Below are 242 nucleotides of genomic sequence, written 5' to 3'. Positions count from 1 at the left end.
GGTGCCACCGCAGGACGGTGCCGGGGTGACCAGCCGGTGTGCTCGCAGCGTCTTTGGTAGGAGCTGGATCAGTGCGACAAGGAGCGCCCGGTCCGCCCAGTCCCACCGGGGCTTGGGCTGGGTACGGTGCAGCACCGCGACCTCATGTCGCAGCACCAGCAGCTCGATGTCCTTGGACGCCGACGAGCGGCCGAGGAGAACCAGCCAGCCACACACCCGCACGAAGATCAGATAGAGCAGGC

General features: G+C 67.8%; 1 pseudogene. It reads right to left on the bottom strand.

Annotation, left to right across the window (positions count from 1 at the left end):
- Positions 1-242, bottom strand: a pseudogene (locus tag FMEAI12_RS08740) (transposase); the annotation flags it as partial.

The organism is Parafrankia sp. Ea1.12 (assembly GCF_900465275.1).
Lineage (GTDB): Bacteria > Actinomycetota > Actinomycetes > Frankiales > Frankiaceae > Parafrankia > Parafrankia soli.
The sequence above is the reverse complement of the archived record's forward strand: the minus strand, read 5'-3'. Positions and strand labels throughout refer to the sequence as shown.